Source organism: Streptomyces spongiae (assembly GCF_009377185.1).
GTDB lineage: Bacteria > Actinomycetota > Actinomycetes > Streptomycetales > Streptomycetaceae > Streptomyces > Streptomyces spongiae.
This window is the reverse complement of sequence record NZ_VJZC01000622.1, coordinates 1-5,656: the sequence shown is the minus strand read 5'-3', so window position 1 is coordinate 5,656 and position 5,656 is coordinate 1. Positions and strand designations below refer to the sequence as shown.

At 71.7% G+C, this 5,656-nt stretch carries 3 protein-coding genes; all 3 read right to left on the bottom strand.

Features of this window, described 5'->3' with window-relative positions; all coding sequences use genetic code 11:
- Positions 1–537 (bottom strand): streptophobe family protein (locus FNH08_RS43135; RefSeq protein ID WP_322726386.1); only part of this gene is annotated, 537 nt, incomplete at its 3' end.
- Between the two features lie 324 nt (positions 538–861).
- Positions 862–1,878, bottom strand: coding sequence for a DNA polymerase Y family protein (locus FNH08_RS43130; RefSeq protein ID WP_152776971.1), 1,017 nt, complete (start codon positions 1,876–1,878; stop codon positions 862–864).
- Entirely contained in the window at positions 1,875–5,345 is a 3,471-nt protein-coding gene (locus FNH08_RS43125; RefSeq protein ID WP_152776970.1) for a DNA polymerase III subunit alpha, read from the bottom strand. Before FNH08_RS43125 ends, FNH08_RS43130 begins: the two co-directional genes overlap by 4 nt.
- Positions 5,346–5,656 lie beyond the last annotated feature (311 nt).

Below are 5,656 nucleotides of genomic sequence, written 5' to 3'. Positions count from 1 at the left end.
CCCGCCGCCCTCGGCAGACCGGTCCCCGCCAGGTCCCCCCATCCCGGTCATCGCCGACGCGGGCATGGTGGCCGAGCCCTTCGCGAGACCGGCCACGATCATGAGGGTGAACAGGGCCGTTGCCCCCGCTCCGGCAGCCCGTACGGCCAGTTCACCGGCGGTGAACCTCCGCTGCTGCCCCTGCCGCAGTCGCCGGGAGAACACGAGCCACAGGACGACGGCGCCGACCAGCGTGACGCCGAGCGGTACGACATGGGCCGCGCCGCTGATCGACGGGCTCATGCCACCGCCGCCGAACAGCGAGGCCAGCCCGCCCATCGACCCGCTGTCTCCGGAGACATCCGAACCCGCGCTGACCGAGCCGCCGACGGCCATGGCCGTCAACGTCATCGTCAACGACCACAGCGACCCGAAGGACCCCGCGTCGAGCAGGGCCAGCGCGAGCGCGGACACGACCGCCATGGCCACCACCGCGCACAGCACGGCAGCGGCCCCTTCCAGAGCGTTCTGCCACGGGCCGATCAACCGCAGCGGCACGGTGTGGTGTGGTGACCGTGGATTCGGACCGGGCCGCGGACCGGAACCGGGCCTGGTCTGGAGACGGGGCGTGGTGGCAGCCATGCAGGGAACACTCCGCTTCGCTCGCGGGGAGCACACGGCGCCGAACGGGGGGAACTCTCGGCGCCGTGTGCCATGGACCCGCACACACTGGCGGTCACGGGTACGACGTTCCCGAGAGGTTCTGTGAGGTTTCTGAGAGCCGGCGGGAGAACACCGCAGGTCACGGGGCACGCATGCCCGAGAGGTCACGCCGTTTCCCAGAAAGTTCCCAGAACGAAAGTCCCAGAACGGCGGACGAGATCAACTCATCAACAGGGCCCGCCCCTGCCCGCGCTGATCATGGGCCAGTGTGGCGGGGTACACGGCTCCCGAACCGAACCGCCGCCGGGCCCGGTCCGCGGCCGCTTCGGCGGAGCGGGCACGGTCGTCACCGGGGTCCAGGGAGAGTTGGCGGTGAGCGCCGTCGGCCGACCGCAGGTCGTCGGCTCGGATCACGAAGGCGCGCACGCGTGCTCGTTGCAGCCCGAGGCTGGTCAGCAGCCCCAGGGCAGCCGCCGCCAGGGTGGGTGAGTGGTTGCTGGGTTCCGGCAGGGGACGCGTGCGGGTGCTGGAGCTGCGGTCGGCGTAGCGCACGGTGAGAGTCAGCCGGCCGGCGACCTGCTTTTCACCGCGCAGGCGTTGACCGATCCGGTCGGCGAGCCTGAGGACGGCCTGATGGTGCCGCGCCGGGTCGAGGCAGTCGCGGTCCAGCACGAGGTCGGCGGTCAGGTGGGCTGCCGGCTCCGTGGGGGTGACCGGGCGGGGGTCGTGGCCTCGGGCGCGTTCGGTCAGGAGTCGCGCCTGGCCGACACCGAGGAGGCGTTGCAGGGTGGCCGCGGGTATGTCGACGATCTGGCCGATGGTGTGCAGCCCGTATCTGCTGAGCGTTTCCGCTGTGGCGCGGCCGATACCGGGCAGTGCGGTGACCGGTCGGGGGTACAGCCAGTCGGCGGCCTGTTCGGTGGGGACCCAGGTGGTGTCGCCGGGCGCGGAGGCGTCGGCCGCCATGGTGGCCAGCATGCGGTTGCCGGCGAGGCCGGCGCTGCTGTCGATGTCGTAGAAGAGCTTCAGCCGCATCTTCGCCGTCTGGACCATGTCGTAGGGAGACAGGTCGAAGTACCTGAGCGCGGAGGTCAGGTCGAGTTGGACGGCGTCGGGTGGGACGGCCTGGACGTGGGGCGTGATGCCAGACATCAGTTCGATTACGTCGTCGTACTGGGCCTCGCTCAGCGCCGCGTGCAGGTGGAGGTGGGCGATGTGGCGCCGGCGTCCGGTCATCCCGCGCTCCCCGGACTGCGGTGGCCGAGCTTCTTCAGGTCGGCCGAGCGGCTGCCGGCCGGTTGCAGGTCGGCGTAGGGATGCAGCCGGGCGCCGGCGGTGCCGTCGGCCAGAGTGCGGTGCGGCTGCGCGGGGGCCGGCCGCGCCTGGGCGGGGGTCGGCTGCGGGTGGTCGGCGCCGAGCAGGGCGAGGGCGGCTTCGGGGCCGTGGTCGCGGCGGGCGGTGGCGATCTCGTCCAGGTCCCACGCCCTGGTGCCGACGACGGTACGGCGGGTGCCGCGCACCTGGACCGTGCCGCGCACCAGCAGCAGTCCGCTGTGGAAGACGGTGTGCGCGCAGGCGGGGTGGGAGTCCTCGAAGAAGGCCAGGTCGACCAGGCCGGAGCCGTCCTCAAGGGTGACGAAGATGATGCGCTTGCCACTGGCGATCGGCGGGGTCTGGGTGGAGGCCCGCACACCCGCGACGAGCACCTGCTGACCGGCACGCATCCCGGCCAGATGCGCCGCGTCCGTCGCGCCGATCTCCCGCAGCAGCCGGTGGTGGTACTCCATCAGGTGCTTGGAGACGTCGATGCCGAGGGTGCTCAGCTCCGCGCTCAGGGCCTCGCGTCCGGTCATCTCCGGCAGACCACTCGGCTCCGCTCCTCCGACGGCGTTCACGTCGATGGGCAGCTGACCCCTGCTCGCGGACCGGGTGCGGGAGGCCCGGTGGAGTTCGGAGATCTGCAACAGCAGATCGCGCCGCGTCAGACGCCCGTCGTGCAGGGAGCCCAGGGCCCCGATCTCGGCGAGGCGTTCGGCGACCGGCCTGCTGGGACGAGCCCGCTGCCAGAAGTCCGACAGCGATCCGTACGGCTGGCCTCCCTCGATCCGTGCGCACTCCTCCTCGCTGATGCCGTGCACCCCGGACAGCGCCAGCCGCACACCCCACCGCTCCTCGTCGGCCTTCTCCACGATGTGCCGCACCCTGGAGCGGTTGATGTCGACGGGAAGGACCCGCACCCCGTGGCGGCGCGCGTCGGAGACGAGGACGCGCTTGGGCCACATACCGGGGTCGTGCTCCAGGAGTCCGGCCAGCAGGAAGGCCGGGTAGTGCGCCTTGAGCCAGGCGCTCTGCAGGGCCGGTACGGCGAAGGCGACCGCGTGGGCGCGGCAGAACCCGTACGCGCCGAAGGCCTCGACGGTCTTCCAGACCTCGTCCCGCACCTCCGCGCCGTAACCGCGGGCGCGCGCCAGGCGGTGGAACCAGTCCCTGATCCGGGGCAGCCGCTCCTTCTCCCCGAGCGCCCGCCGGGCGATCTCGGCCAGGGCGTAGTCGCAGCCCGTCATCACCGACAGGGTCTCGATGATCTGCTCGTGCCAGATGGTCACGCCGTAGGTGTCGGCGAGCACCGGTTCGAGGTCCGGGTGGGCGTACTCCGGTGTGCCGCCGTGCCGGGCGGCGATGTACCGCTCGGGCATACCTCCGGCGACCGGCCCGGGCCGGAAGAGACTGATGTCGGCGATGACGTCCTGCGGGTCGCGGGGCTGGAGCCGGGACAGCAGGTCCTGCTGGCCGGGCGACTCGAGCTGGAACAGACCCAACGTCCGACTCTCCTGGATGAGCTTGAAGGCGAAGACGTCGTCGAGGGGCACCTGTCGCGGGTCGTCGAGGTCGATGCGGTTGCCGGTGATGCGTTCGATCTCGTCGACGGCATGGGCCATCGCGGACTGCATCCGCACACCCAGGACGTCGAGTTTGATGTTGCCCAGCGCCTCGATCTCCTCCTTCGCGGCCATGGCCATGGGGTAGTCGCCCTGCGGGGTGGGCTGCACGGGCAGCCGGTCCAGGAGGGTGGCGTCGCTGATGACCACTCCGCAGGGGTGCATGGCCATGCCGTGGACGAGGGAGTCGAGCCCTTCGGCGAGCTCCCACAGCGGCCCGTACCGGTCCGCCTCGGCCGCCAGTTGCCGCAGCTCGGGCAGTTCGGCGAGAGCGGCGGTGATGTCCGACGCCCTGAAGTGCGGAAAGCTCTTGGCGATCCGGTCCACGTCGGCGGGCGCGATGCCGAGAGCGAGGCCGGTGTCCCTGAGCGCCCTGCGGGCGCGATAGGTCTCGGGCATCGCGGTGACGGCCACCCGTTCCTTGCCGAACCGGTTGAAGATCGTGTCGTAGCACTCCAGCCGACGGGCGGACTCCACATCGATGTCGATGTCGGGCAGCGAGGCCCGGCGCACGCTCAGGAAGCGTTCGAACAGCAGCCGATGGTCCAGCGGGTTGGCGGTGGCGATGCCCAGGGCATGGCAGACCATCGATCCGGCGCCCGAGCCGCGGGCCGCGACCCGGATGCCCTTGTCCCGGATGTCGACGACGACCTGTCCGACCGCGAGGAAGTACGAGTCGTAGTTGAGCGCGGAGATCACCGAGAGCTCTTCGTCCAGCCGCTCGAGTGCGGCTCGGTCGCGGTCCAGGCCGCGCCGGGCCATGCCTTCTTCGCACCGTCGGCGCAGCAGGTGTGCCGTGCCGCCCGTCGTGGGTGCGGCGCCGAGTACGTCCGCTTCGGGGAGGTGGGGTGTGCCGAGGCCCAGGTCGGAGACGGGGTCGACGGTGCACGCGGCCGCTGTGGCAGCGGTGTCCGCCAGCAGGCGACGGGCTCGTCGGGCGTCCGCTCCGGCACACTCGGCGACGATCCGCGCGACGCCCGCCATCCTTCTCTCGTCCTTGAGCCAGCGCTGCCCGCTGTCCAGGTGCCGCCGGTCGATGGGCCGCAGCAGCCGGGCGGCGTCCAGGACGTCGGCGAGTCGGTGCTGGTCCGGGTCGGCGTAGCGGACGGCGTTGGAGAGCACGGCGGTGGTGTGGGTGTGATCGGCCAGCGACAGGGTGCGGGCGGCCAGACGAAGCGACCCCGGACCAGTGCTGAAACGTTTATGCACGACGGCTTCCAGTCGGATCCCGCTCCCGAAGATCTCCCGCCACGGCGCGAGCAGCTTCACCGCGACGTCCTCCCTGTCCACGGCCAGCGCCCTCACCGGCTCCGAGAGCGGCCCCAGCAGCACGGTCAGGCCCGGGCCGCCGTGCTCGCGCAGCGCCGCCCACGGCACCACCGGCGTCCCACCGGCCTCGGTGCCATGGGCGGCCGAGGTGATACGGCACAGCCGGGCCCAGCCCGCCCGGTTCTGTGCGAGCAGCACGAACCGCAGGGGTGGCTCGACCACGTGGGCTCCGCCGCGCGCGGGGGTGCGGCGGCGCTGGGCGGGAGGCGGGGGCACGACGGCCTCCACCGCCAGGTCGACACCGAAGATCGGCCGAACCCCGCCCTTCGCGCAGGCCTGCGCGAACCGGACGACACCGGTGACCGTGTCCCGGTCGGTGAGCGCGAGCGTCGCCATGCCCCGCTCGGCCGCCCGCCGGACGAGGTGCTCGGGGTGGGCGGCGCCGTAGCGAGCGGAGTAACCGGACGCGACGTGCAGATGGGCGTAGCCCGCCATGCCGCACCTCCATCACTCCGCCCCTTTTCGGCCATTCGCCCGATATCTTCATCGTACGTCCGTTCGATTACTCTAGCCACATCAGCCCCGGTCAGCGACTCGATTCGAACACATCAACGATTATTCGGGGAGGGGGGAAGCGGTAGATGCGGTGGCCGGAACAGACACCTTCCCGTCACCTCTGCGGCGGGGCCGCGTAGTTGGCGACGATCGGTCCTCACGGCGGCGTGCGCCACCTCGGTGCGATGAGGTTCGTCACGTGGTGCGGGAGAGGGCAGGTGCACGGGGGGGGCTCCGCCCCAGGTGCACCC